General features: G+C 59.6%; 22 protein-coding genes and 1 tRNA gene. 7 read left to right on the plus strand and 16 right to left on the minus strand.

Annotation, left to right across the window (positions count from 1 at the left end):
* Window positions 1–31 precede the first annotated feature (31 nt).
* The 4 genes from MPAL_RS03330 to MPAL_RS16790 all read right to left on the minus strand — a co-directional run bounded on the left by MPAL_RS03330 (window position 32) and on the right by MPAL_RS16790 (window position 3,706).
* A complete protein-coding gene (locus MPAL_RS03330) occupies window positions 32–1,141 on the minus strand; it encodes an ATP-NAD kinase family protein (protein ID WP_012617349.1) in 1,110 nt (369 codons plus the stop codon).
* Between the two features lie 14 nt (window positions 1,142–1,155).
* Window positions 1,156–2,514 (minus strand): TrpB-like pyridoxal phosphate-dependent enzyme, encoded by a 1,359-nt coding sequence (locus MPAL_RS03335; RefSeq protein ID WP_012617350.1) that lies wholly within the window; start codon window positions 2,512–2,514, stop codon window positions 1,156–1,158.
* Window positions 2,515–2,666: 152 nt separating this feature from the next.
* Window positions 2,667–3,380 (minus strand): tetratricopeptide repeat protein, encoded by a 714-nt coding sequence (locus tag MPAL_RS03340; protein ID WP_158303616.1) that lies wholly within the window; start codon window positions 3,378–3,380, stop codon window positions 2,667–2,669.
* A 92-nt stretch (window positions 3,381–3,472) separates the two neighbouring features.
* Window positions 3,473–3,706: a CPBP family intramembrane glutamic endopeptidase gene (locus MPAL_RS16790; protein ID WP_330217453.1), complete on the minus strand. Its 234-nt coding sequence runs from the start codon at window positions 3,704–3,706 to the stop codon at window positions 3,473–3,475.
* Between MPAL_RS16790 and MPAL_RS16795 the strand changes: the two genes are divergently transcribed.
* On the plus strand, window positions 3,630–3,962 hold the full coding sequence (locus MPAL_RS16795; protein ID WP_236610418.1) for an ATP-binding protein: 333 nt from the start codon (window positions 3,630–3,632) through the stop codon (window positions 3,960–3,962). The genes MPAL_RS16790 and MPAL_RS16795 overlap by 77 nt on opposite strands.
* On the opposite strand, the gene MPAL_RS03350 is transcribed toward MPAL_RS16795, so the two are convergent.
* Together MPAL_RS03350 and MPAL_RS14170 are read right to left on the minus strand one after the other, a co-directional pair.
* Window positions 3,946–5,304 (minus strand): dihydrolipoyl dehydrogenase family protein, encoded by a 1,359-nt coding sequence (locus MPAL_RS03350; protein ID WP_012617353.1) that lies wholly within the window; start codon window positions 5,302–5,304, stop codon window positions 3,946–3,948. The genes MPAL_RS16795 and MPAL_RS03350 overlap by 17 nt on opposite strands.
* 109 nt (window positions 5,305–5,413) lie before the next feature.
* A complete protein-coding gene (locus tag MPAL_RS14170; RefSeq protein ID WP_012617354.1) occupies window positions 5,414–8,203 on the minus strand; it encodes a PAS domain S-box protein in 2,790 nt (929 codons plus the stop codon).
* A 214-nt stretch (window positions 8,204–8,417) separates the two neighbouring features.
* Here MPAL_RS14170 and MPAL_RS03360 point away from each other — a divergent pair, with 214 nt between their 5' ends.
* Genes MPAL_RS03360 through MPAL_RS03365 form a run of 3 tightly spaced genes read left to right on the plus strand, consistent with a single transcriptional unit; the run spans window position 8,418 to window position 11,296 of the window.
* On the plus strand, window positions 8,418–10,934 hold the full coding sequence (locus MPAL_RS03360) for a RyR domain-containing protein (RefSeq protein ID WP_012617355.1): 2,517 nt from the start codon (window positions 8,418–8,420) through the stop codon (window positions 10,932–10,934).
* A 28-nt stretch (window positions 10,935–10,962) separates the two neighbouring features.
* Complete coding sequence (locus tag MPAL_RS16115) at window positions 10,963–11,124, plus strand: hypothetical protein (protein ID WP_158303617.1); 162 nt, start codon at window positions 10,963–10,965, stop codon at window positions 11,122–11,124.
* On the plus strand, window positions 11,114–11,296 hold the full coding sequence (locus MPAL_RS03365) for a dockerin type I domain-containing protein (protein WP_048145132.1): 183 nt from the start codon (window positions 11,114–11,116) through the stop codon (window positions 11,294–11,296). The genes MPAL_RS16115 and MPAL_RS03365 overlap by 11 nt, the downstream gene beginning before the upstream one ends.
* Window positions 11,297–11,312: 16 nt before the next feature.
* On the opposite strand, the gene MPAL_RS03370 is transcribed toward MPAL_RS03365, so the two are convergent.
* From MPAL_RS03370 to MPAL_RS03380, 3 genes are all read right to left on the minus strand, one after another.
* A complete protein-coding gene (locus MPAL_RS03370) occupies window positions 11,313–11,996 on the minus strand; it encodes a TetR/AcrR family transcriptional regulator (RefSeq protein WP_012617356.1) in 684 nt (227 codons plus the stop codon).
* A 164-nt stretch (window positions 11,997–12,160) separates the two neighbouring features.
* Entirely contained in the window at window positions 12,161–12,880 is a 720-nt protein-coding gene (locus MPAL_RS03375; RefSeq protein ID WP_012617357.1) for a flavodoxin family protein, read from the minus strand.
* A gap of 67 nt (window positions 12,881–12,947) precedes the next feature.
* Window positions 12,948–13,739: a flavodoxin family protein gene (locus MPAL_RS03380; RefSeq protein WP_012617358.1), complete on the minus strand. Its 792-nt coding sequence runs from the start codon at window positions 13,737–13,739 to the stop codon at window positions 12,948–12,950.
* Between the two features lie 290 nt (window positions 13,740–14,029).
* Here MPAL_RS03380 and MPAL_RS03385 point away from each other — a divergent pair, with 290 nt between their 5' ends.
* Complete coding sequence (locus MPAL_RS03385; protein ID WP_148208116.1) at window positions 14,030–14,245, plus strand: hypothetical protein; 216 nt, start codon at window positions 14,030–14,032, stop codon at window positions 14,243–14,245.
* Between the two features lie 66 nt (window positions 14,246–14,311).
* Here the strand turns inward: MPAL_RS03385 and MPAL_RS14175 are convergent, their stop codons facing one another.
* Window positions 14,312–14,707 carry a hypothetical protein gene (locus MPAL_RS14175; protein ID WP_012617360.1) on the minus strand — a complete coding sequence of 132 codons (396 nt, stop codon included), beginning with the start codon at window positions 14,705–14,707 and terminating at the stop codon, window positions 14,312–14,314.
* A gap of 340 nt (window positions 14,708–15,047) precedes the next feature.
* On the opposite strand from MPAL_RS14175, the gene MPAL_RS03400 reads away from it, so the two are divergent.
* Together MPAL_RS03400 and MPAL_RS03405 are read left to right on the plus strand one after the other, a co-directional pair.
* Complete coding sequence (locus MPAL_RS03400; protein ID WP_158303618.1) at window positions 15,048–17,591, plus strand: PQQ-dependent sugar dehydrogenase; 2,544 nt, start codon at window positions 15,048–15,050, stop codon at window positions 17,589–17,591.
* Between the two features lie 246 nt (window positions 17,592–17,837).
* Complete coding sequence (locus MPAL_RS03405; RefSeq protein WP_012617362.1) at window positions 17,838–18,134, plus strand: hypothetical protein; 297 nt, start codon at window positions 17,838–17,840, stop codon at window positions 18,132–18,134.
* A gap of 140 nt (window positions 18,135–18,274) precedes the next feature.
* Here MPAL_RS03405 and MPAL_RS03410 read toward each other — a convergent pair.
* The 6 genes from MPAL_RS03410 to cfbA all read right to left on the minus strand — a co-directional run bounded on the left by MPAL_RS03410 (window position 18,275) and on the right by cfbA (window position 23,364).
* Window positions 18,275–18,349: transfer RNA gene (locus MPAL_RS03410), tRNA-Glu, on the minus strand.
* Between the two features lie 59 nt (window positions 18,350–18,408).
* Complete coding sequence (gene ilvE / locus MPAL_RS03415; protein WP_012617363.1) at window positions 18,409–19,275, minus strand: branched-chain-amino-acid transaminase; 867 nt, start codon at window positions 19,273–19,275, stop codon at window positions 18,409–18,411.
* A 33-nt stretch (window positions 19,276–19,308) separates the two neighbouring features.
* The gene (gene cfbB / locus MPAL_RS03420; RefSeq protein ID WP_012617364.1) at window positions 19,309–20,691 is read right to left on the minus strand and encodes a Ni-sirohydrochlorin a,c-diamide synthase; all 1,383 of its coding nucleotides are present in this window, start codon (window positions 20,689–20,691) and stop codon (window positions 19,309–19,311) included.
* A complete protein-coding gene (gene cfbD, locus MPAL_RS03425) occupies window positions 20,688–21,746 on the minus strand; it encodes a Ni-sirohydrochlorin a,c-diamide reductive cyclase catalytic subunit (protein ID WP_012617365.1) in 1,059 nt (352 codons plus the stop codon). Before cfbD ends, cfbB begins: the two co-directional genes overlap by 4 nt.
* 3 nt (window positions 21,747–21,749) lie before the next feature.
* Window positions 21,750–22,955: a coenzyme F430 synthase gene (gene cfbE, locus MPAL_RS03430; RefSeq protein ID WP_012617366.1), complete on the minus strand. Its 1,206-nt coding sequence runs from the start codon at window positions 22,953–22,955 to the stop codon at window positions 21,750–21,752.
* Between the two features lie 7 nt (window positions 22,956–22,962).
* Window positions 22,963–23,364, minus strand: a complete 402-nt coding sequence (cfbA, locus tag MPAL_RS03435) for a sirohydrochlorin nickelochelatase (RefSeq protein WP_012617367.1) — start codon at window positions 23,362–23,364, stop codon at window positions 22,963–22,965.
* Window positions 23,365–23,373: the final 9 nt, after the last annotated feature.

A 23,373-nucleotide genomic window follows, 5' to 3' on the forward strand; every position in this document is an offset into this window, starting at 1 on the left:
TGGCAGGTTGGAGATGATCTTTGAAGCGCGATCATCCCTGCCCTGGCTGGTAGATCCGTTTCCGCTGGGCGATCCGGTAGCCGGAGATGACCTGGACCGACGGGCCGAATGACCGGTCGAGGGCCGGGTCCCCTGAGTCAACGTACAGCATGGGAGTCTCGCGGAGTTTGTGCGGCGTGGCCACGATGATGATATGGTTCACCCCCACCCGCTCTACGACCCGCGGACTGATCTGCTGGTTCCCCCGTCCGAGGATGAACCCCTGGGCTCCGATCGGACTGATGACGATCCGTGCGTCGTCTTCGGTTTCGAGCAGGTCGACGAGGGTCTTCTCGTCTGCATCCACGGCGATGACCGATCCGTTCTTCACCACGTCCACACCCAGCAGCGTCTTCTTCACGCCGATGTGGCTGGCGATCGCTTCGGTCGTCGTCCCGGCACCGAGGATGTAGACGGTGTCCGGGAGGATCACCTCCCCGATGAACCGGGCGATCTCCTTCTTTGCCCGTTCCTCATCCCCCTCTTCGAAGACCTGTTTGCTGACCTGGGTCAGGTTGGGGAGGGCCGGCGTCCGGGCCACTCCATAGAGCCGGGTCTGGAGGTCGCCCCTCCGGTAGGCCTCCTCGTCGACATCCATCACCTCGGCATCGCGGAGGGTGTACTGCGTTGGGCTATCGATGATCTCCGCTGCCGTGGCCGGGTCGATGGCGAAGAGGGCGGAGTACATCTTCACCCCTGCCGGTATCCCGAGGATCGGGACCTCCCGCCCGGCGACATCGAAGATCTCCCGGGCCGTGCCGTCTCCCCCGCAGAAGAGGATCAGGTCCACGCCCTCCTCCAGAAACCGGCGGACTGCCATTCTCGTATCCTCTGCGGCGCTCTCCCCTCTGTAGTGGTGCACCACTTGGAACTGTGTGATGCCGGCCTTGGCGAGGAGAGACTCCCCCATCTCCCCTGAAGCGGTGAAGAAGAGGAGGTCCGGGTTCCCGGCCAGGATATCCAGGGGGATCCGGGCTCGTCTCTCTGCCTGGGGCACGGCACCCCGCCTCCGTGCCTCCTCCACCTGGCCGTCGGTCCCCTTCAGCCCAACGGCCCCGCCCATCCCGGCGACGGGGTTGATGAGAAAGCCGATCCTGCGCATGGTCCCTCTGGCGATCAGGCGATCTTTGGAATCCGGTCCAGCGCTTCCTTGATCAGGGCGTCCGGGTACTCGTAGTCCACCAGGGTGCCTGCAGAGTAGGCGTCATACGCCGACATGTCGAAGTTGCCGTGGCCCGAGCAGTTGAAGAGGATCGTCTTGGATTCCCCGGTCTGTCTGCACTTCAGCGCCTCGTCGATGGCCCCTTTTACGGCGTGGGAGGTCTCGGGGGCGACGATGATCCCTTCGGTGCGGGCGAAGGTCTGGGCTGCGTCGAAGACCTCGCTCTGGTGGTAGGCTACGGCCCGCATCACGCCGTCGTGCACCAGCCTTGAGACGATCGGCGAGTCCCCGTGGTACCGGAGGCCGCCGGCGTGCATGGACGGGGGCACGAAGTCATGCCCGAGGGTGAACATCTTCAGCAGCGGGGTATACCCGGCTTCGTCTGCGAGGTCGTAGGTGTACAGTCCCCTGGTCAGGGTCGGACAGGAGGCCGGCTCGACACCGATGATATCGATGTCCGGATGCTTACCGGTCAGTTTGTCCCCTGCGAACGGGAACGAGATCCCGGCGAAGTTGGTCCCCCCGCCGACGCACCCGATCACGACGTCGGGGTAGTCGTCGACCATCGCCAGCTGCTCGCGGCACTCGAGTCCGATCACGGTCTGGTGGAGACAGACATGGTTCAGCACCGAACCGAGCGCGTAGTTGGTCTTCTCATGGTTGACCGCGTCCTCGACCGCCTCGGAGATGGCGATCCCCAGGCTGCCGGGGGTATCGGGATCCTTCTTAAGGACGGTCCGGCCGGATTCTGTCCTGGTGCTCGGGCTGGGGATGCACTCGGCACCCCAGACACGCATCATCGACTTCCGGTACGGCTTCTGTTCATAGCTCGACCTGACCATGTAGATGGTGCAGTCCATGTCGTAGAGCATCGTCGCGAAGGCGATGGAGGATCCCCACTGTCCTGCTCCGGTCTCGGATGCGATCCGCTCGACCCCAGCCTTCATATTGTAGTAGGCCTGCGGAACCGCGGTGTTCACCTTGTGGCTTCCTGCCGGGCTGACCCCTTCCCACTTGTAGTAGATCTTCGCCGGTGTCTTCAGGAACTTCTCCAGCCGGTGGGCCCGGTACAGGGGGGTCGGCCTCCAGAGCCTGAAAACGTCCCGCACCTCCTCAGGGATGTCGACATACCGATCGGTGGTGACCTCCTGCCGGATCAGTTCCATCGGGAAGATGGCTGAGAGATCCTCAGGGACGATCGGCTTCTGGGTCCTGGGGTTCAGCGGCGGGTCCAGGGGGGACGGCAGGTCTGCCTGGACGTTATACCATTGCTTGGGAATCTGCTCCTCATCGAGAAGGATCTTAGTCTGCATACAGTATACTCGAACTGTACAAATATATACATTGTGGATCACAAATGTTTATGTCCGGTCGAATACTCCGTTCTTCAGTACAGATGGAACGATCTGATCGGGTGCTCCGGGAAACCGGGGACGGGGAGAACCCTGTCGGGCTCTTACCTGTCCTACGCCGTCATCAGGCTGGGCGGTGTACAGGGTGTGTTGAGGTTCTCAAGGTCGGTCGTGGCGTTCCCAAACTCCGGCCAGGGGAGGGTATAATCCGGATTGATCGCAATGGACTGCCTGAACGCATCGGCCGCACCTGAACAATTCCCTGAAGCTGCCAGTACTTTCCCTTTCAGATGCCAGTACAGGGGGTTCTCCGGGTCAAGCAACCTGGCGGCGTCGACTGCCTGTAAAGCCCCGGTCAGGTTGCCGGTATGGAGCAGGGCGAATGATCTGATCCCAAGCGCCGGGGGATAGGACCCGTTGAGGGAGAGTGCGGCATTCGCATCCTTCAGAGCGTCATCGTAGTGCCCCAGCGCGAGCAGGGCATATCCCCGGTTTGCATACCTGACCGGCCGTGGGTCCAGCGGTATAGCATGAGAGACATTATCGGCAGCTTCGGCATAATGGCCGGTTTTGCGGAGTGCGTATCCCTTCAGGCAGTACAGTTCGGGGTCGTCGGGATACAGGGCCAGCCCTGCATCGGTGGTTGCAATCAGCCGGCTCCAGTTCTCCTCTGCCATCAGGGCCATTCCCATCTTCTCATAGGCCGCAGCACTCAGCGGGCTGCCAACTGGAGGTACGGTACTGTTCCCTGCAGAGAGAAGGACAGCCTGTGTCGGTACACAGAGAAGCGTTACAAGAAGAAGTACGATAAGGGCGGTAACCGGCATTCTTAGCCAAAAAACCTTCCCAGTCACCTTCCTCGTGTCGGCCGGTTCGATCATGAGAAATATGAATCACCTGAGGGAAAAAAAATATTGGTCTATGATGCACCAGGAAGAGATCCGCGGTAATGCCAGCAGATCCGGGCGAGCGGGACTGTGACGGCGAGTGCAGCCCAGCCGAACTCCCTGAGGATCAGGGGATAATGCCAGAGGGCAAAAATCGCTCCGCTAATCAGACCGACCCGGGTGAAGATCATGAACTTCGACATATCAGGGACAAGGAGCCCCCGCCACCCGAGTTCATCCCCAAGGGCGGCCAGGCTGGTGACGATGCCCCAGGGCGTCTTTTCGGGATTTGGTGGTCTGCGAAGACGATGGCAACGGTATCTCTGTGAACGAGAAGGAACCGATCTTCGACCGGGGTATGGGAAGAACACCGGGCTTGGTTTTGCCACATCACGGGAGATCCTCGAAATCACTGGTATGACGATCCATGAAGTCGGTGAACTGGGGAAGGGAGCACGGTTCGAGATCACGATCCCCCAGGAATATACCGATAATCTCTGCCGGCTTATCGGATCCGGTTGATGTCGTGGATTGCCGTTGGATACGCCCAGTCCATCTCCTGCAGATCGGCGAGCGTCAATCCTCTCCGAATCGCCAGGGCAAAGACGTTGATCATCTCGTCGGCATTGTATCCCAGAAGATGAGCCCCGAGGATCCTGCCTTTCGGGCTGTCGGTCAGCACCGTATACCCTGATCGGCCGAGTTCGAGCCTCCGGGTGGTATACCAGTCCCGGGTATCGGCCCTGTAGACGGTGACCGGAATGTCACGCATGGTCGCCTCCTCCTCCCCGAGGCCGACTGCCGCAAGCACCGGGGCGGTGAAGACCGCGGTCGGCACGGCCGAGTAGTCTGGCACAACCGTGTTTCCATGGAGGATATTCTCGGCGACGCTCTTTCCATCGCGGCTCGCCACTGGAGAGAGGGGTCTTCCCCGGGGATTCGCGTCTCCGGCGACGTATACCGACGGATTGGAAACACTCTGGAGATATGGATTCACCACGATTCCCTTTCTATCGGTCGTAACCCCCCCGCGGGCGAGGTCGAGACCGGCGGTGTTTGGCACCCGCCCGGCTCCGTGCACAATCATGTCAGCCTCGAAGATCCGGTCCCTGCTCAGAACACGAAGGTGTCCGCCGGCCTGCTCCACGGCCGAGACCGGCATATCCGTCTCGATGCAGATCCCCATCTCCCGGCAGGACTCGACCAGGAGGCCCACCAGGAACGGGTCGAACCCCTTAAGGAGTCGTTCACTCCGGTGGAGGATGGTCACGCTGGCCCCGGCGGCCGCGGCGATGAACCCGAACTCAAAGGAGATGAGCCCTCCGCCGATGAAGAGGATTCGTTTTGGCAACGATTCCATTGCAAGAAAATCGTCGCTCGTGGCTACCAGTTCCTCTCCCGGGATGGAGAGTTTTAGGGGGACGGCGCCGGTGGCGATGCCGATAAACCGTGCGGTGACACGTTCGTCCCCGACCTTGAGTTCATTCCTGCCAGTGAACCGGGCCTGGCCATGAAGGCAGACGATGCCATCCTTCGCAAGAGTCGCAGTGCGCCTTGCTTCGACGGGCCCGGTAAACCTGCGTTTGAACTGGATCAGGTCCGCCCACTCGATATGACACTCGCCACCAATCCCGTCTCCTTTCAGCCGCCGGGCCCGGTCGACGGTCTCAGCCACGCCATTCAGCACTTTCTTCGGAACACAACCTCTCTGTCCGCAGGTCCCCCCGTACGAGCGTTCATCGGTGATGGCCACCGACCAGCCCTCCCGTCGGCATCGGCGGGCTATGGTCGGTCCGGCCTCCCCTGTTCCGATCACCATGAGGTCATAGTGCTTACTTCCTTTCGCGTCGTTCTCTTCTGTCATGCTCTCCTATCAACTCCATTCTCTGGTCGTTCTTCAACCGGGAATCCCAGTCGGTTCTTGGAGAGGCAGGGGGTATAAGTATATTGGGGGAGAGGGGCGGAGACCTGAATTACACCACCGGCAGCGTGAAGAAGAATGTACTCCCCTCACCCAGCTCTGACTCGATCCGGATCCGGCCTCCGTGTCGTTCGACGATCTTCTTGACGATCGCAAGTCCGATCCCGGTCCCCTCGTACTCGTCGATCGTGTGGAGCCGGCGGAACATCTCGAAGATTCGGTCGAAGAACTCAGCCTTGATCCCGATCCCATTATCCCTGACTGAGAACTCCCACCAGTTGCCGTGTCGCTCTGCTGATACGGTGATCGCTGGCGGCATTTCTGGACGATGATACTTGATCGCATTCCCGATCAGGTTTGTGAAGATCTGTTCGAGCTGTGACGGATCGGCCATGACGATCGGCAGCGGGTCGACGGTCACCCTGGCATTGTTATCATGGATTGGTGTTTTAAGCGAGCGAATGGAATCGGCGACCACTGCATTCGCGTCGGTGGGGGCGAGCGGCTGTGCCTGTGTCTCGATCCGGGAGACCTGGAGCAGGTCTTTGATCAGGGCCTGCATCCGCACCCCGCCATCGACGATAAACTTGATGTATTCGTCGGCGTCCTTATCGAGCTTCCCCCTATATCGGCGATCGAGGAGCTGGCTGAAACTGACGATCGAGCGCAGTGGCTCCTGGAGATCGTGGCTCGCCACGTAGGCGTACCGTTGCAGTTCCTCGTTGCTTGCCATCAGTTTCTCGGCATACTTTTTCTGGGTTGTCTCGAACTGTTTTCGCTCGGTGATGTCCAGGAGAAGTCCGAGTACCCGGAGCGGACGCCCGGCATCGTCGTACTGTCCCAGACCTGTCTTTTCGATCCATCGGATCTCGCCGTCAGTCCGTCGTATCCGACATTCGAAGCGCCAGTCGCTCTGGCTTGCGAAGGCATCGGAAAAAATCTTCCTGACCATCTCCTGGTCTTCAGGAAGAACGTGGTCGATGAAGATCTTCAGGTTCCAGGTGGATGGTGGCGTCTTGTACCCGAAGATCTGGTCGTGTCGGAGGGACCGCCATGAGGTGTGGTTGACCATGTCGCAGTCCAACGTCCCCATCCCGGAGATGTCGAGGGCAAGGGCGAGGCGCGCCTCGCTCTCGCGGAGCATCTTTTCGGCGGTCATGAGTTCCTCGTTGTTCATCTTCATCTCCTCCTCGGTGGCGGTGAGCTCCTCGTTGAGTTCGTTGAGTTCCTCGTTTGAACGGATCAGAGCCTCTTCTGCACGCTTTCGCTCGGTGATATCCCGGAGGATATGAACGCTTCCGCGGACGTTACCCAGAGGATCCTGGATTGGAGATACGGTCAGGAAGAAGTCCTTGTTCGAGGTATCCTCATGCAAATCCGTTGAATGACTCTGGTAGTCCTGGAGGAGTTTCTGGTGTGGACATATGGTCGGGGGGGTGCTGGAGTGATGAATAACTTCATAACAGGTCATCCCCACTACCTCTTCGGGCGAAATACCAATACTGTCGGCCATCGCCCTGTTCACCTGAACGATCCGGAAATGCTTGTCGACGATGGCGATCATATCCGGAACGGCGTCGAAGGTTCGTTCCCACCGGTTCTTTGCCTTCAGGATCTCATTCTGGAACCGCTGGCGCTCGGTGATATCGTGGGCTATGTCTGATATCCCAATAAAATCCCCATCACTGCTCAGGATTGGAGAGAGTGAAAGGGAGATCAGTCGGCGTGAACCGTCTTTTGTGACCCGTTCGGTCTCAACACGCTCGATCGTCTCCCCCTGTCTGATTTTTTCCAGTTGGTGGAGTATCTCTTCCTTTTGTTCGAAGGGGAAGATGCAGGAGATTGGGCTGCCGACCATTTCCTCTGATGTATACCCGTACAGGCGTTCAGCACCGGTATTCCAGAGGATGACCCGAAATGCAGGATCGAGGACGATGATGGCGTCGACGGCTGTCTGGATCAACTGCCGGTACCTGGTTTCAGCCTCGGCGAAGAACCTCGTGAGCATCTCCTGGTCTGAGACGTTCCCGGTCGACGCCCGATGCTGGAGCGCCATGAACGCGACGAGAATAAAACAGGCTCCGAGATACTCCCCGATCCGAGCAGCCCAGTTGAGCGGACCGTCGAAGACCATGATGATGGTCGCGGCAAGGAGGCCGAGGCCGATCATCGCCATACCGATGGAATACCAGAAGAAGAAATCCTCGTCACGCTTCCGGAACAGTACAAAGAACAGCCCTGATGCGAGCAGGAGGAATTCGATCCCGCCAGCGAGGACGAAGTCGCGTAAGATCGTCGAGCCGGAGCCCGGGACAAAGAACGTCGGGGTCAGCCCCAGGAGGGCGGCGAGCATGAACCCGGCGGACCCCGTGACGACCACTCCGTACACCGTTGCTGCGATCACCGTTCGGCGCCCGGCCGGTCGGAAGGTCCAGCCGACCAGCGCTATCAGCGCGCCAGCAAACTGGAGAAAGGCGCTGATTCCGGCGCTGAGGTTGAAGATAGTGATGCTCATATTGGATGAATCCGGCAGGAGCCCGACCAGTCCTGTGGCGATGGCACCCAGGCCAAGGAAGAGCATCCCGGCGCCCATCATCAGGATATTGACGAGACCGCTGCGCTGAAACGATAAAACCGAGACATATGCGACGTACAGGGGGATCAGGCCGAGGAAGATCGAGTTCAGGAGCAGGAGGAGGAGGGGCTGGGCAAAGACAGCCGTTCTGTCCGTGAGGAAGAGGAGCGCGATGATCACGAGGTACGAAGGGACGATGAGGAGACTGATGATCTTCCGCTGGTTGACGTTCGTCGTCGCGGAGTCGAACGGGTGATGACGCGCCATGGAAATAATCTATCAAAAATCGTGCAGAGGTGGGTAATAAGACTATGCAGCAAAGCAGGTGGAAAAAAACGTTTTGTATCGTTCGGGATATTTTGAATGGGACCTGCCGACGGGAGACTACAGCCTGAAACCATCCATATCGATAATTCCCGTTATTGAACCAGTGAGCATTTCAGTCAAGAGATACTATCATCCGCCACGAGAAAGAGAGACCATGGATCAGGAACCCCCGAAGATTGTCGTCGCCGGTGATATCGCCCTCGACTGGCTGCAGGTCGACTCCCCCCTCAGGGAGGACGACCCTCTGAACTGGCGTAAATACCCCGGTTATCGCTGGCACCAGTTCCCCGGTGGCGCCCTGCTTGTCGCCCAGATGCTCGTCGCAGCGATTGACGATCCTGTGCATACTTACAATCTCGGAGATCTGATGGGTTCTACCTCCGCTACTGTCCTCCACTCCCTCGCCAGGGTTGGAACTGATCCGGACCGAAAAGATAGTACAGTCCTCCGCGTCCAGCAGTATCTTGGTTACTCGGGGCCAGCTGACGGGACTGGTGTCATCCCTGAACTCAATGACGATCCTGAGGATGCGACCATCGTCGTCCTTGACGACGCCGGCAATGGGTTCCGCGATCAGGAAACCGCCTGGCCTTCGATCATCAGGAACTCTGAATCCCGGCCCTTCGTCGTCCTGAAGATGGGTCATCCCCTTGCTAAAGGTAAACTCTGGGACCTCCTCCTCAACGATCATGCCGATCGCCTGATCGTCGTGATCTCGGCCAATGATCTCCGGACCCTCGGGGCGAACATCAGCCGCCGGCTCTCATGGGAACGGACCGTCACCGACCTCGCCTGGCAGATCGCCTACAACCCGGCCCTCCGCCCGCTGACTGCGGTCGCGACCCTGGTCATTCGGATCGGGATCGACGGTGCGCTGGTCCTCCGGCGCACTGGGGAAGGATCGGTCGCAACGTTCCTTTTCGATCCTCAGGGGTACGAGGACGCCTACAAGGATCAGGGTCAGTACCCTGGCGATATGCAGGGACTGACCCCGGCTTTTATCGCCGCCCTCACCCGCCGTCTTGCCCGCGATGGGGAGGTCGGGATCCTCGACGGTGTCAGGGAGGGTATCATCGCCTCCCGCCGCCTCTTCCGCCTCGGGTACGGAACGGACCCGCATAACCCCACGTATCCCGGGCCCGAACTCTTTACTGACCCTGTTCCCGAGGACGGTATGATCGAACGCGTCGACCTCGACGATCTCCAGGCCCTCGAAGACGACCCTCACTGGACGATCCTCCACCACCTCGAACAGACACAGTTCGAGGATATCGCCCGCCGAATCGTGCGGGAAGGTGTGGGGGCGCTGCAGAGGCCCGTCCCGATCGCCCGGTTCAACAACCTGGTCGTCGTCGACCGGGACGAGATCGAGAGTTACCAGAGCATCCGGAACCTGCTGGTGGAGTACATCAATAACACGCAGATCCGCCGACCACTCTCGTTTGCCGTCTTCGGCCCCCCTGGCTCGGGCAAGTCGTTCGGGGTCAGCGAGCTCTCGAAGGGGCTGGCCCCGGAGCAGATCGAGTCCATGACCTTCAACCTGTCGCAGTTCGAATCGACGCGGGATCTTGTCGGTGCATTTCATCTGATCCGGGATGCGTCCCTTGAGGGGAAGATCCCCCTTGTCTTCTTCGACGAGTTCGACGCCCGGTTCGGGGACCAGCCGCTCGGATGGCTCCGGTTCTTCCTCGCCCCGATGCAGGACGGGATCTTCAAGGACGGCGAATCGTCGCATCCGATCGGCCGGGCGGTCTTCGTCTTCGCCGGCGGGACGAGTATCTCATTCGATGAGTTCGCGAAGAGGGTTATTGATCCGGATGACCCTGTGCTGAAGGATGCGAAGGCAACCGATTTCATCAGCCGTCTTCGGGGACGGATTGACATCCGGGGGTGTAACGCCGGCCCGGACGATGAAGGTCGGTATCTGGTGCGACGGGCACTCCTCCTCCGCTCGATCATCGAGCGGACGGCAAAACATCTGGTCACCGCTTCCGGGATGGTCCCGATCGATTCAGGGGTCCTTCGGGCGTTTCTGAAGGTGCCCGCCTATCGGCACGGCGTGCGGTCGATGCAGGCGATTGTTGAGATGAGCACGCTGACCGATAAGAAGATCTTCGCTCCTGCATCGATACCGCCGATAGAACAGCTCGCGCTTCATGTGGATGCGGACCTCTTCCGGCTGCTGATGCTGCAGGACATCCTCTTCGAGCGCATGGTGGAACCCATGGCCCTGGCCATCCATGCAGAATACCTGGCCCATGTGACCCCCGGCCCTGCAGGTCAACTTCCACCGATGGCATTACCCTGGGAGACACTCCCGGAGGAGTTCAGGGAGTCCACCCGTGACCAGGCGCGGGAGATCCGCCAGAAACTGCGGATGGTGAACTGTGGGATCATGCCGAAGGCTATGGGTGTCGACCGCGTTGTGATGGCTTTCACCGATACCCAGGTTGAACTGCTCGCAAGGACGGAGCACGACCGCTGGATGAGGGAGATGAAGCGGAATGGTTGGGTCGCAGGGGTGGTGCATGACGATGAAAGGAAGGTGCATCCCGACCTCATCCCCTGGAGGGGACTTTCTGATGATGTCAGGGAGAAGGACCGGGACGTCGTCCGGACGATTCCCCAGTTCCTTGAGGAAGCCGGGTTCGCGATCTATTCAATACTCTGAACCTCGCCGTGGGGGCGTCGGATGAGGGATGTACCGATCTTCGCCAGTGTTCCATACGAGGATGTATGCTCTGGCCGATCATCCGCTCGGTCTTGAAGCATACCGCCTCGACCCGGCGGCGGTCCTTGCCGAAACTGAAATAAATACGATCCGTCCTCTTCTCGGGAACCCCGGTGCTCATGGATCGTGATGGTCGGTACAAGGACATGAACGGCAACGGTTCTGTCGATTTCAACGATATGGTCCTGTACTTCAATCAATTGAATTGGATCGCAGAGAACGAGCCACTCGTCGCCTTCGATCAGAGCGAGGACAATCGGGTCGACTTCAACGACATGGTGGCGCTCTTTCATTCCCTCTGAAGCATCGTCTCTGGTTTCAGACTCGATCGTCGGATTTTCTCTCGTCTATGCCGGCGTCTTGTGGGGGTGTCCGGGCTTCCACGGCCGGCCCGATGAACCGCAGGAAATTCCCGGCGAACGCCTCGCTGCTGATACCTCGTTCATCAAGGAGGGCTATCCACTTCTCTCCGAGTGACAGGATGCTCATGAAGGTGATCATCAGGTAGAGCGTGATCTCCATCGGATCGAGATCGTTCCGGATCGTCCCGTCGTCGATCCCCTGCTGCACCGCTGAGCAGATGAGATTGTGGGCTTCTCCCGATGCCGCAAGGATCTCGGCAGCTTCCGGGCTGGTGTCATTTCGGAATCGCTCTGATCCATAATACCGCATAGTCCTGACGTAATCCGGATACTGCCGGTTGAACCGGTAATATGCGTCCCCTAAGAGCCCTACCCTGGTGATGCCGGAGACCTCCATCTCCATACATTCGTGGTACATGCGGTTGAGGCGGGCAAATCCTCTCAGGACGATCGCCGAGAAGAGCGCCTCTTTGTTTTCAAAATAGAGGTACAGGGTTGCCTTGTTCAACTCGACTTCTTGAGCGATATCGTTCATAGCGACATCGTCATACCCACGGGAGAAGAAGAGTCGCTCGGCTGCTTCGAGGATCTCAGTTCTCCGTTGCTCCTTCTCCCGCTGTCTCCTGTCTGCTATTGCCATTGTTGAGATCCCTACCCTCTGATCTGAGTTCTGGTTTTGCCAGAACTGATGATCTGTTTATCCCTGTTATTTCTCATGAACACCTTCCCAGGTATTCTCGTGCCACTGGAAAAAAGGTACTTCCTTTCAGGACACTTCTTTCAGTACAGATCTATCTGTGCCGCTCACAGGTTTTTTTTGAGTATTTCTGAGAAGTTCTGGTTGGAGATCTTCTGGTATTCATCCTTAGGGATGAGCGGGCGGCTGATCGTTTTAAGCAGTGAGGGATTGATGCTTCCCTCCTGAACGAGCTGGCGGCCGGCTTCCCGGGCTGCATCGAGGACGTCCTGGACCGGTGCGCCCTGTTCGATCATTTCCCTGAGGACCGGCCCGTGGGGACGGAGGAGCGCCCCGGCAAACTGCACGTTTCCGTGCGTGCTCCTGGCCTTGAACTGGGCGAGGAGCGGATCGAAGTTGTCCATCTCCCAGAAGCCGCAGTTCGAGACGAGCACCGTCTGATGGGATTTTGTCTCCTCCCTTTGGAGGTGGCGCATCTTGCCGTCACTCTCTTCGATGAACGGCTGGACCAGTGAGACCATTCGGTCCATCATGATCTTCATCGGTCCGGTGACGCCCCAGACATAGATCGGTGAGGCCAGGACCTGGATGTCCGCATCCCTCATCTTTGGAATGAGCCAGGTCATGTCGTCGTCATGGATGCACCGGCCAGGGGTTTTCAACCAGCAGGTGTAACAGCCGGTGCAGGGCTGAATCGTGAGATCTCTGGGATATACGATGTCGACCTCAGCCCCTGCCTCTTTCATTCCTTCAAGGAACGGGGTGAGAATTAAAGCGGTGTTTCCTTTGTCTCGGTTGGGACTTGCATTGATGGCGAGTACTTTCATTCGTATGCTCCGTGTAAAATGGTGATATCGGGTTGGTGGGATACCTGTAGACCTGGCGCACCGATTTTCATGACCGGTCCTCTCTGCCGAGTTTTGCTGTCAGGCTTTCAATCATCGGGGTGGAGATCTGGATAAACTGCTCGTAGGAGAGCATCTCCCGGCTGACGGTGGCCAGGGTCTCCTCTGCGATGATCCCATCCTCCACAATCTGATGACCTGCCTTTCCGGCGGCCTCCAGGATATCTTCAAAGGGAAGTCCGAGCGCTGCCGCACTTCTCATGAACGTTCCATGGGGACGGATGAGCGCCCCGGCAAATTCCGCGTTCATGTTCTTTGAGAGGGCCTGCATATGCATGATGAGGGGATCGAAGTTGTCCCTCTCCCAGAAACCACAGTTGGAGACCAGCATGATCCGGCGCACCTTCGTGTCCTTCGGGGTATGCCGGCTGTGGCCGTCCCGGGTTTCAATAGACATATGCAGGAGGGGGACCAGCCGGTCGATGAGGGTCTTCATCGGCCCGTTGACCCCGTCGACGTAGAGAGGTGATGCAAAGACCAGGATATCGGCCTCCCGGATCTCCGGCATCAGCCATTCCATATCGTCGGATTGAATGCATCGTCCTGATGGACGGCAGAAGCAGGTTAAGTCACCCCGGCAGGGAAGGACCGAGAGGTCTTCCGTGTAATAGAGGTCGACGTCTGCACCTGCTTCCTTCATCCCTGTGAGGAGTGGGTTGAGGATCAGGGCGGTGTTTCCCCTCTCCTTGCGAGGGCTTGAGTTGATGGCAATAACCTTGGTCCGTTCACCTGGTTTCGATGAAGACGGCTGATGGGTTTGATCGGTGTTCCAGGTATCCATTGGCACCACACAACAATATGTACCTCTGGTTAAATTATAACTTACGGTTAGTTTGTAACTTTTGGTATTTGCTGCGATAGAATTTGTATGCCCACCATCACTGTCTGGTATCTCTCCGTGCAAGGAGGGGAGTACTGCGTGATCTCTTCCATCCACCTCAATAGACAGGGTTGACGATCCCTTCAGTGATGGGGAGAAACATGACTGAGTGGAAGACTATGGCGCCGGAGAATGCCGAACACGAGAAGGTGTTCGTAGGGAAATCTTCAATACCGGCGACCCAGGACTTCTTGCAGGTACGGACGTGGACCTGTCGACAAAAGCATCTCTTCAAAGGTTTGGGTAGGAATGAGGACGACCAGCGGCGGCTCGGCGCTGCGTGGTGCGGCACCTTCGAGACGATTGGAGCCGGCACGAGGGTTGGGGTGGGAGGTGTCGTGGTTCTTGATATCCCGACCGGCGTGCTGGCCGTGAGCTACCCGTGCAGTGTGGTGCGGCTGGTGTAGTTCGGTCATGACGTTCCTTCCCGTTCCCCTGGGCCTACCAGCCTCTGATTGCGAGTCTCCACCAGATCAGGTCGGTTCGACCGCTTCAATACCCAGGAAGTATTCATGCCGGATCTGCTCTTCCGGCACCTCCATCTCTCTTAAAATTGTCGTCATCGCGTCGACCGTGGCCGCCGGCCCGGAGATGAAGAAGACCCGACCCTGCCGATCCGGGTCGTCGCCTCGTCCCCCGGCGAACGGGTGGCCGGTCAGTTCCTTCGTCATATCGAGCATCGGTTCGGTTGGACTGCTCGAGATGGTGAGGTGTCGGACCTGGTTCTCTCCGCCCCTCGCGAGCGTGATGAACATGTACTGCCCGGGGTGGTACAAGAACCCCTCCGGTCGCTCGAACCAGACCGAGACCGCGTGCCCCGACTGCCATACCACCTCGATCACCCGCGTGGGCATACTCCCTGACATCATCCATACGTCCTGCTCTTTCTCTGATCTGATAATTATCCCTTCGTGGTCGACACCCTGCGACTGATGTCAGGAGGTTGTTGTCGGTGATTTCTGTGCAGATACGTTTTCTGTTTGGATTATTTCTGATTTTTTCCAGGATTGAGTTTCGGCGACGGACTCAAAGCGGGTTTTTAGGTTCCACCGGGGGTTATGAACCTGCTGTTCCCGGTCTCCTGCAAAGTCCCCGAGTGCATCAGGGACTGTCACACGAGAGTGTATGTCAACCCCCGCCCCCGGGAACGTAATGACTGGTCTCATTCTGAGAAAATTTATATATAATAAGGGGCCGTCTGAGCCACCCATGAAGAGAAGTACGATTGCCCTCATCGCCGTGCTCTGCATGGCAATGGTGGCATTGACCGTGGCGGCAATCCCCACGGGAACGAGTTCCCCCAGCGGGAACGTAACCTCCACGGAGCACCTGTTCCATCCATTTACAGGAACCCCATCCGCGATCCCCGGCATGATCGAGGCAGAGAACTACGACACCGGCGGCCAGGGAATTGCCTGGTTCGACCGGACCCCCGGTAATGAAGGGGGTGCCTATCGCCAGGATGACGTCGACATCGAGACCGGCGGATCCGGGCATGTGGTCGCGTTCGTCAAGTCCTCTGAATGGCTGATCTACACGGTCGACGTTCAGGAATCTGGAAAGTACCTGGCGACGTTCCATGCCTCAAGTCCATGGGCTGAGCGCGAGGTCTGGGTCTGGGTTGACGGCGTCTTGGAGGCGCAGGTCAAAGTCCCGGACACGAAATCCTTCGATATCTACGAGGACGCGACGGCCAACATCAGCCTGACGGCGGGGAGTCACTACATCCGGCTCCAGTTTGTCGGAGATTCGCAGAACCTCGACTACATGGCCCTTGCGATGGCGCAGGGAAGTGGTGGAACCGAGAGCACTCCAACACCGACCATTATCCCGACCCTGACTCCGACATCGACGCCCGAGGGCAACGTGACCCCAACACCCACAGGTAACGTGACTCCAACGCCGACATCAGACGGGGGCGGGGGTAATGTCACTCCAACACCCACGGGTAACGTGACCCCAACCCTGGTCACGAACACCACCGACCTGACGAACCAGAACTCATCCGAGGCCGCGACCTCCACCGCGAATCTGTCCACGACGATGCTGAAGGCACCTACCGTGCCGATCGGCCTTCAGCGCATCGCCGGCAACTTTACATCGCCGCTCTTCGTCGCGAATCCCGATGACGGGAGCAGCCGGCTCTTCCTCGTCGACCAGAACGGGTACGTAAAGATCTTCTACATGAACGGGACCGTCATCGACCAGCCGTTCCTCGACGTCCGCGATCGGATGGTCAACCTGAGCTCGGCGTACGACGAGCGGGGGCTCCTCTCGATCGCGTTCCACCCGAACTTCTCGACGAATGGAAAGGTCTATGCTTACTATAGCGCACCGCTCCGTGCCGGCGCCGACCCTGCTTGGTCCTGCACCAACCGCCTCTCCGAGTTCCAGGTCTCGCCGGATAACCCGAATCAGGTGAACATGTCATCAGAGCGGATCCTCCTTGAGATCGACAAGCCGTACGAGAACCACAACGGCGGTATCCTCCTCTTCGGGCCGACGGACCACTACCTCTACCTGACCCTTGGTGATGGAGGAGGTGCCGATGACACCGGCATGGGCCATACGCCGGGCATCGGCAACAGCCAGGACCTCACCACGCTTCTCGGCAAGGTGATCCGGATCGATGTGGACACTACGAGCCCGGGCAAGGAGTATGGCATCCCGGCGGATAACCCGTTCCTCTCGAACGCGACCATCCGGCCTGAGATCTACGCTTACGGCTTCCGCAACCCGGCCTTCGCCACCTTCGACTCGGGCGGGAGCAACCGGATGTTCATTGCGATGGCCGGGCAGAATCTCTTTGAGTCCGCACAGGTCATCTACAAAGGTGGCGCCTACCCCTGGAACATCCGTGAGGGGACGCACAGCTTCGACCCGGCCAACGACACAGAGGTGCCGAACACCAGCAGTAGGATCACCAGCTACAGCGGGCAGCCACTGATCGGCCCGGTGGTCGAACTCGGTCATGACGTCGGCAACGTCATCGTCGGTGGCATCGTCTACCGCGGCAGCATCCTTTCCTCTCTTCAGGGATCGTACATCTTCGGCACCTGGTCCAACAGTTTTTCCACGGGCAACGGGACGCTCCTCGTCGCCACTCCACCAGCCGGCCTTGATTTGACGACCTTGCCCGATGATGCAGCGAACCTGACCGCAGCAGAGAACACGATGTGGACGACCTCGGAGATGACCGTCGCGAACAACGCGAACGGCCGGATCAATGCCTTCATTCGAGGTATGTACGAGAACGCCGACCATGAGGTCCTCGTCCTGATAAACCAGAACGGCGGCCCCGGAATCACGCCGCAGAACTCGGGCGAAGTCTGGAAGATGGTCCCCGCGAATACCTCCGGCCTCGTCCCCATCGGCAATGCCAGCGCGGAGTCAACCCCAACAACTACGACCACGGTGACTACGACTTCGGTCACAACCACGGCGACGACGCCTGCCAGCCTCAACACTTCGATCAATCTCACGGCCCAGAACCTCGCATTCAACCAGTCAACGATCACAGTTCCTGCCGGGGCGCAGGTCACGGTCACCTTCAACAACATGGACTCCGGGATGCCGCACAACTTCGCGCTGTACACGGATTCATCAGCCGCTACCACCATCTTTAAAGGATCGGTCATCACAGGTCCGGCGACCACGACCTACACCTTCACCGCACCGAGCACGCCGGGGACGTACTTCTTCCGGTGCGACGTGCATCCAACACTCATGTTTGGTCAATTCATCGTCCAGTAGGCCGGGAGAATCCTCCCTTCCCCCTTTTTTTCTCGACGCGATCCATCGATCCTGCTGGTGATCAGCGGCGATGGGAGCGGTGCCGGCATGGTCACCGTATGCACGATCAATGGCGTGACGGTGAACCTGACGTCACCGTTCTCTTTCAACACGCTGGAGATCGGTCGATTTTGAGACTGTGGAAGATATATACGTGGAATATTCCCTTCTCAGCCCCTGCCCCGTTTCGGGGTGAGGGGTATGGATATGACGAAAGAACTGGTGTTGGGGATCCTGCTGCTCATCGGAGGGATCGTTGTCGTTTCCGTTGGTGTAGCCGACCCCCATACGACAAGTAAGGGCCAACCCAATCAAAACTGCGAGGAAATTTTCCCTGGCGGGGATGTGGCGCCACCGGTTTTCACCACGGCAGGTTTCGCTCACGCGACAACCGTTTATGCTGGAGCCGGGCAGTCTCTCGAGCATGCCAACAGTCCGCATGCTGTCTCGCAGTACGACGTGGCCTGCTTTCAACAAGCGCAGAGAATGTTGCGGACCGGCTGATCTCTTCTCCTCCAGCAATCCGTGGTGATGACGGGTCGGCACCACCTGAATCGGCATCATCCCGTCACTCGATCGGACGTACTCCCACGAGTGACAGACCCAGCCTTAACTCTTCTGAAAAACGAAATCACAAAATCGGATGCTGCCATGGGGATTCGAACCCCAGTCGTCGGCGTGAAAGGCCGACATGATTGGCCGGACTACACTATGGCAGCGATTGCTCTACTTAATCTCACGCTCGGAAATAAATAGGTTGTGATGCCGGCTACCGTGATCAGTAGACCGGAGTTCCTTCTTTATCGGTGACAGCGGTGAACGCCTTCATCATCTGGGACGTCACCGGGCCGGGGCGCCCGTTCCCGATCGACCGGCCGTCGATCGTCACGATCGGAGCGACCTCAGCGGCTGTGCCGGTGACGAAGACCTCGTCGGCGGTGTACAGATCGAAGTAGCCCATGTTCTGCTCCTTGACCGTGAACCCGAGGGAGACGGCCAGTTCCAGCACGACGAGCCTGGTGACCCCGCGCAGGTTGTTGACGGTCGGCGGGACGAAGAGCACGCCGTTTTTGATGACATAGATGTTGTCCCCTGACCCCTCGGCCAGGTAGCCGTTGGTGTCGAAGAAGATCGCCTCATCGCCGCCCTTGTAGTTGGCCTCGATCTTGGCCAGAATATTGTTCAGGTAGTTCAGACTCTTCACGTTCGGCGGAAGCGCATCGGCCGAGTTCCGCCGGACCGAGACCGTGATCGCGGTCAGCCCCTTTTCGTAGAGATCGCCGTACATCGCTCCCCATTCGACCGCAATGACGATCACGGTCGGAACCGGACACTTCCGGGGGTCGAGGCCGAGATCCCCGTTGCCACGGGTGACGATCGGGCGGATATAGCAGTCCTTGAGGTTGTTCCTCCGGATCGTCTCCTTGATCGCCTCGGCCATCTCCTCCTTTGAGATAGGAACCTTAAGGTCGATCGTCTTGGCCGAGTCGTACATCCGGTCGAGGTGCTCCTCGAGGCGGAATATCCGGCCGCTGTACGCCCGGATCCCCTCAAAGACTCCGTCTCCGTAGAGAAGACCGTGATCGAAAACAGAGACCTTGGCCTCCTCCTTTGGGACATATGCTCCATTGAGATAGATGATCATAGTTACACAATTGGGGGTCTGATCTAGTATCCTTTACGCTTCGGTCCTGCCAGACCTGCAGGCGTGAAGAAAGGCCGCGAACATCTCCCTGCTGCTGACCGGGTGGAGATGGCAGTAGGCACCGAGCGTATTGTTGAAGAGCGCACCGTCGGCGTCCCCGGTGATCCCGACTCCCCGGGTCAGGGTGTAGGCGTACCGGGTCTCCTTGGTCAGGTCGACGTCTGAGTAGTGGAACGCATGGCCCCGGAACCGGGACGCCCCCATCGGGGAGTCGGCGGCGCTGCTCCCCTCGATATAGGTGACCACGCGGGCCGCCGGCATCACGGTCCTGCCGGCATAGACACCACACATCCGGTACGTCTGCTCCTGGGTGCTCTGCTGCCACCCCTGCTTCAGCACGATCGCCTCGGTCAGGTACATCAGCCCCCCGCACTCGGCATAGATCGGCGTCCCGGCCAGAGCTGCGGCCCTGACCGCCTCCCGCATCTGGGTGTTCGCCGCAAGTTCGGCCCCGAAGAGTTCGGGGTATCCTCCGCCGAAGATGTAGCCGTCTGCTCTGGGCAGGGCGTCATGGACCGGACTGAACCGGACGACCTCGGCACCCCCGGCGGCGAGGATGTCGAAGAGTTCGGCATAGTAGAAGTTGAAGGCCTCGTCGTAGGCCACGCCGATCGTCAGATCCCTGTTTACGGCAGGGCGGAGATACTCCGGGGACGGGGCGGGCGTGACGTCGCCGGCCAGTTCCAGGAGACGGTCGACCGAGACGTACTGCCCGATCAGGTCGGTGATCGCCTGGATCCGGTCGCGGAACTCGCTGCCCTCCTCCCCTTCCCGGAACGGGACCAGCCCGAGGTGGCGCATCGCGAGGTGCATCTCCTCGAGTCGCGGGATCGCTCCGATCACCGGCACCCCGCAGTAGTGCTCGACGGCGGTGATCGCCTTCTCCTTATGCCGTTCCCCCATCACGTTGTTGAGGATCACCCCGCAGATCTTCACCTCCGGGTCGAAGGCCATGAACCCCTTGACGATCGCGGCCGCGCTCCGGGTGATCGAGCGGGCATTGATCACCAGCACCACGTTCAGATCGAGCAGCCTGGCCACCTCGGCGGTCGAGCCCTTGTTGGAGAGGGCCTCCGCCCCCTCGTAGAGCCCCCGGACCCCCTCGACGAGGGCCACCTCGGCTCCCTGGCAGCCGTGGTTGTAGATCCCCCGGATCTCGTCGGCGGTCATCACGTAGCCGTCCAGGTTTCTGCAGGGCCGGCCGGTCACGCCCGTCAGGTACGAGGGATCGATGTAGTCCATCCCGACCTTGAAGGTCTGGACTGAGAACCGTTTCCTGAGCAGCGCCGCCAGCGCAAGCGTGATCGAGGTCTTGCCGCTCCCCGACCGGTCGCCGGCGATCAGCAGCGTCTTCATCGAAGGGACCTCAGCACCGCTCCGAACTCGCTCTCCACGATCGAACGGACGCCTAAGGTCTTTGGGTGCAGGTCCACCTCGACGAGCACGTGCTGGTGCCCCAGCTCCCGAAGGGGAGCCACCTGCCGGGGGCCGTTGGTGATCGAGAAGACCTCCCGCCCCTCGGTATACCGGGCTGGGACGGCGTGCGGAACCCCGACGAGCAGAATGAACTCCGGGTCGGTCTTTATGATCTCCTCCCCAATCTGGTCGCCGAGGGCCCCGTACTCGTCGAGCGCCCCGACCAGTTCGGGGGTCAGCCCCCCGGCCTCCAGCCCCTGGAGGATCCGCTCTGCATCCAACCGGACCTTGGGGAGGCCGCGCTGCTCCAGGTTGGCCAGGTACCGGACGGGTGCGTCGGGCGCCACCTCGTGCAGGGCGAGCAGTTCGTCAGCGAACATGTAGGCCGTCTCCTTCTTGGCGTTCATGACGGCCATCCCTCGGGCCCCACTTCTGGCCAGTTCGAGCAGCCGCTGTGCCGCGGTATGCTTCAGGTCCCCGCGCTCGGGTTCGATATAGGTCCTGCTCGCGGCTCCACGGAGCCGTTCGACTTCATTGGCCGCGGCCAGCAGCCTCCGCTGCCGTTCCAGTTCCTCACCGCTGATCCAGCCGGCCTCTGCGGCGGCGACCAGAGTGAGGATCACCCCTTCAATGTTCTCCTTGAACCCGGCATGGACATCGACCGCGATCGAGGGGACCGTCGTCGCATGCAGTGCAGACTGCAGGTCCTCGCCGATGATCATCGAGACGCAGGTGCCGATCACCGCCATCCTCTTTGGGTGGAACGTCTCTTCTGCACGGATGAGCACCCGCTCCAACGCCTCCTGGCCGCCGAAGATGAACTCGTTGTCCGCCAGCGAGGTGGTCAGCACCCGCATCCCGTCCTCCTCCAGCAGCCGGGCGTGTTTGAATGAGCATCCCGAAGGGCCGTGCAGGATCGCCACATCGACCTTCAGGTCCCTGGCGGTATAGAGTGCCGCTACGATTGAACTTGGTCTTGGTTGGATATAGTCCATAGGTCATCTCCACATCTTCACAGCGAGGACAATGGACCCTCCCTGTGGTGTCAGTTTCTCTGCCATCGGCACGGCTTCTGCGAGCGTCTCCGCCGCCAGGAATTGATCGTCCGGCAGGCCGGACAGCAGCGCCCGGGCCTTCTCCCCGACCAGCACCACCGATGCCGGCCAGGTCTCTGCGATCGCCGCCCTGATCTCCCGGGGGGAGAACCCCTCGCAGACGGCGTGGGCCTCCTCCCCTATCACCAGGGTCACCGGCATCTTCGGGTTCATGCTGCGGGCTGTATTTACAGCCTCTCTGGTCGTGACCCTGCTGACCCCGCTGTTTGCATTGTCCACGATCAGGGTCTGGCCTCTTGTACTGATCTTCATCCTCCCGTCGAGCGGTTCGAACCCCCCGAGCCCGGATGGGTCAAGGCCGAGGATCAGCGCTGCAGTGGTCGCCAGGGCTAGCGGAGAATGGTAGGCGGGCAGAAGGAGGAGGGTGTTCTTGAAATGACCCGTCGTTCTCTGGTAGGTAAACTGGCACTGGTCGTCGCGGATCGTGGTCGCCTGGTCGACACTGACCTGGTGCGGGTGGGCGGTCTGAACATCGAGGGGTGCAACGACGATCGATGCCGTAGCGACGGACCTGATCTTCTCTTCGAGCGCCGATCGCGTCCCGGCTGCACATCGGTAGTCATTCCCTGAGGTGAGTATAGCAAGGTCACCGGCCCCGGTCACCCCAAGGGAGACCTCTGCGATCATCCAGCCATCGATCGCAAGCGCTGCTTCTGCCGCTGCTATCTCTGAAGCTGGGGTGATGCTCGACTGAAAGAGGAGTTTCTTTTCCGGGTACTGGTAGGTGCCCGTCGAGGTGTGGAGGATCCCCGGCCCCTTCATCAGAAAGGCCAGGGCCGTTGCAGTCGTCGTCTTTCCCTGTGCCCCGGTCACCTCGATGAACGGATGGGGTACCTGGTTGCCGAGGATCCACCTGACCGCCTGGTGGTGGGTGATCGCCGGGCATCGATGGTGGTGGAGGAGGGGATGTGTCGGATCGAGGTGAACCGGTGCGATCAGCAGATCGTACTGCTGTTCCATCGCTACCTCCTCTGGAACCCCGCCTTCGCCGCGGTACACGTCCACCGCATCCACCTGGTGCCCCTGTGCGGCGAGCGCGGCTGCGATCACCCCGCCGCCGTGGATCGTATCCAGCACAAGGAGACGCATACCGGGTTCAGACCAGTTTCAGTGCGTTCTCTGCGTTCTTCAGCATCAGGTCGGCGAGCAGCGGGTCGACCCCAATCGGCTCTGCATAGACCAGGGGGATGGTCCCGTTATCGGTCTTGAACGTGCCCTTCCGTCCCCCCTCGGGGAGGCCGAGCAGGGATGGGATGTCCTTCTCGATATGGACGCCCTTTGCCAGGAAGAGGGGTACCACGACGAGCACGTCGATGGCTGTATGCGAGAACTCCTCAAGCATTTTTTCGACGCTCGGCTCGTTCATCGACATGAACCCGCACTTCACCATGAATTCTGAGGACTTGCCGGTGATCATCTTTCCTGTCTCAAGGATCAGTTCTTTATTATATTGTAACTTGGAGCCATGCCCCACCAGTAGTAATCCTTTGCTACTCATGTGGTACTG

The sequence above is a fragment of the Methanosphaerula palustris E1-9c genome (assembly GCF_000021965.1).
Lineage (GTDB): Archaea > Halobacteriota > Methanomicrobia > Methanomicrobiales > Methanospirillaceae > Methanosphaerula > Methanosphaerula palustris.

Excerpts from the sequence above, each read along its gene's own strand:
- MPAL_RS03360 (WP_012617355.1), top strand. The coding sequence starts at position 8,418 with ATGGATCAGGAACCCCCGAAGATTGTCGTCGCCGGTGATATCGCCCTC.
- MPAL_RS03335 (WP_012617350.1), bottom strand. The coding sequence starts at position 2,514 with ATGCAGACTAAGATCCTTCTCGATGAGGAGCAGATTCCCAAGCAATGG.
- ilvE (WP_012617363.1), bottom strand. The coding sequence starts at position 19,275 with ATGATCATCTATCTCAATGGAGCATATGTCCCAAAGGAGGAGGCCAAG.
- MPAL_RS03380 (WP_012617358.1), bottom strand. The coding sequence starts at position 13,739 with ATGGATACCTGGAACACCGATCAAACCCATCAGCCGTCTTCATCGAAA.
- cfbB (WP_012617364.1), bottom strand. The coding sequence starts at position 20,691 with ATGAAGACGCTGCTGATCGCCGGCGACCGGTCGGGGAGCGGCAAGACC.
- MPAL_RS03375 (WP_012617357.1), bottom strand. The coding sequence starts at position 12,880 with ATGAAAGTACTCGCCATCAATGCAAGTCCCAACCGAGACAAAGGAAAC.
- MPAL_RS03330 (WP_012617349.1), bottom strand. The coding sequence starts at position 1,141 with ATGCGCAGGATCGGCTTTCTCATCAACCCCGTCGCCGGGATGGGCGGG.
- MPAL_RS14170 (WP_012617354.1), bottom strand. The coding sequence starts at position 8,203 with ATGGCGCGTCATCACCCGTTCGACTCCGCGACGACGAACGTCAACCAG.
- MPAL_RS16795 (WP_236610418.1), top strand. The coding sequence starts at position 3,630 with ATGAACTTCGACATATCAGGGACAAGGAGCCCCCGCCACCCGAGTTCA.
- cfbD (WP_012617365.1), bottom strand. The coding sequence starts at position 21,746 with ATGGACTATATCCAACCAAGACCAAGTTCAATCGTAGCGGCACTCTAT.
- MPAL_RS03340 (WP_158303616.1), bottom strand. The coding sequence starts at position 3,380 with ATGCCGGTTACCGCCCTTATCGTACTTCTTCTTGTAACGCTTCTCTGT.
- MPAL_RS03365 (WP_048145132.1), top strand. The coding sequence starts at position 11,114 with ATGGATCGTGATGGTCGGTACAAGGACATGAACGGCAACGGTTCTGTC.
- MPAL_RS03350 (WP_012617353.1), bottom strand. The coding sequence starts at position 5,304 with ATGACAGAAGAGAACGACGCGAAAGGAAGTAAGCACTATGACCTCATG.
- MPAL_RS16115 (WP_158303617.1), top strand. The coding sequence starts at position 10,963 with ATGTACCGATCTTCGCCAGTGTTCCATACGAGGATGTATGCTCTGGCC.
- MPAL_RS03370 (WP_012617356.1), bottom strand. The coding sequence starts at position 11,996 with ATGGCAATAGCAGACAGGAGACAGCGGGAGAAGGAGCAACGGAGAACT.
- cfbA (WP_012617367.1), bottom strand. The coding sequence starts at position 23,364 with ATGAGTAGCAAAGGATTACTACTGGTGGGGCATGGCTCCAAGTTACAA.
- MPAL_RS14175 (WP_012617360.1), bottom strand. The coding sequence starts at position 14,707 with ATGATGTCAGGGAGTATGCCCACGCGGGTGATCGAGGTGGTATGGCAG.
- MPAL_RS03405 (WP_012617362.1), top strand. The coding sequence starts at position 17,838 with ATGACGAAAGAACTGGTGTTGGGGATCCTGCTGCTCATCGGAGGGATC.
- cfbE (WP_012617366.1), bottom strand. The coding sequence starts at position 22,955 with ATGCGTCTCCTTGTGCTGGATACGATCCACGGCGGCGGGGTGATCGCA.
- MPAL_RS03400 (WP_158303618.1), top strand. The coding sequence starts at position 15,048 with ATGAAGAGAAGTACGATTGCCCTCATCGCCGTGCTCTGCATGGCAATG.